The following is a 1,415-nucleotide window of genomic DNA, read 5'->3' as shown; positions in this document are numbered from 1 at the left end:
CGACGGCAGACGGGATGGGAGCTGGGGAGCCGCGTGGACGTCGAACCGGCTGTCAGTGGCGCCACCTGCGCTCCCGCCCGCTACTCAACGAGCGTAACCAGGCCCACAGAATTACCGTGGAGTTATCGACCGATGAGACGTCCGCACAGACCCCGGCGACGGCTTTGGGGCAGGGCAGCGGACTGGACCTCATTCGCGCTGAAGAACATCGATGCCACCTAATCTGAAGATCAAGCGAACAACGCGAGGTGTGGCATGGGATGGGCATTTGAGCTTCGTCATGCGAATATCGCAGCCTACCTCACGCAGTCAAACGAGCGTGTGCCTACCTTGACCGGAGCTGAACTCCTTGAGTTTCTTTCAACCATGGAGCAGGCAGACAGGTTTCTGATATCAAGCAATCGGACGTTTACATACCTGTTCCCGCTCTACGCCAGAGAATCGCACCAGCGCCTACAAGCCGAACTGGCAAACCATGACCGCCCCCTAGATCAGTCGCAGGTCGAACGGGCGCTCGCCGGCCTGCGCGGAGCATTCCAATCATACGATCTGTATCTCATGCCAGTAGGAAGCCCCACTGCAGGGCGAGCAGATTCATTTGCTAAGTGGGCGGCTCGCGCCACGGGAAACAAAATACTAGTACTCTTGCCCACTGACCACAACGGAAAGGAGACCTTGGACATATTCGACCCGGCTCCACCAATTCAAGAAGTTGCCAGACGGCCCGAGAATTGGCCTGGCGTGCTCTTTTGGCTCGGAACAGGAGAAACGACCTTCGCCCCGATCCAACAGGCCGAAACTATTTTTGGTCAACTGAAGGGGATACTGGAATCCGGCACCAAGGCCTTGGCCGCTGCAATCAACAATTACAACCACCCGACCACGCAAGAACGGCACGGAAAGATCCTGCACCTGAGCGACCTTCACTTCGGCAGCGCAGATGCCTTGAGGCGTGAGCCATACCTGGAGACGCACCTCGAGGAAATTCGGGGCGAGTTCGACCGAGTGGTCATAACAGGGGACCTATTCGATGACACTCAAGAGGAAGATTACCTGGGGTTCTTCCGCTTCTGGTCATCCCTTCAAAGACGCGGCAGCAAGGAGCCGATCCTCGTCCTCGGCAACCACGATCAGCGAACCTTCGGAAACAAGCTTGCAAGCCTAGGCGAGGACTACAGATTTCTTCAACGCCTCGACCTGAGTCCAGTGGTGATCGATGACGACCTGCAGTGCACGTTCTTGCGTTTCAATTCATCCGAAGGCGGGAACTTTGCGCGTGGCAAAATCTCACAAACCCAGCTACTAGAAGTTGGCACAATGTTTGACATCAAGCGCAAGCATCGCCCTGAGATTGCAAACTATCCGAAAATCGCCCTATTGCATCACCATCCCTACCCGTATGCACCAGAAGAGAG

The 1,415-nt window shown here is 56.2% G+C and carries 1 protein-coding gene; it reads left to right on the top strand.

Features of this window, described 5'->3' with window-relative positions:
• Positions 1 to 366: 366 nt before the first annotated feature.
• The coding region (locus tag AOK00_RS37895; RefSeq protein ID WP_159041921.1) for a metallophosphoesterase family protein at positions 367 to 1,415 on the top strand (1,049 nt) is incomplete at its 3' end.

The organism is Streptomyces aureus, assembly GCF_001418135.1.
Classification (GTDB): domain Bacteria; phylum Actinomycetota; class Actinomycetes; order Streptomycetales; family Streptomycetaceae; genus Streptomyces; species Streptomyces aureus_A.
The sequence above is the reverse complement of the archived record's forward strand: the minus strand, read 5'-3'. Positions and strand labels throughout refer to the sequence as shown.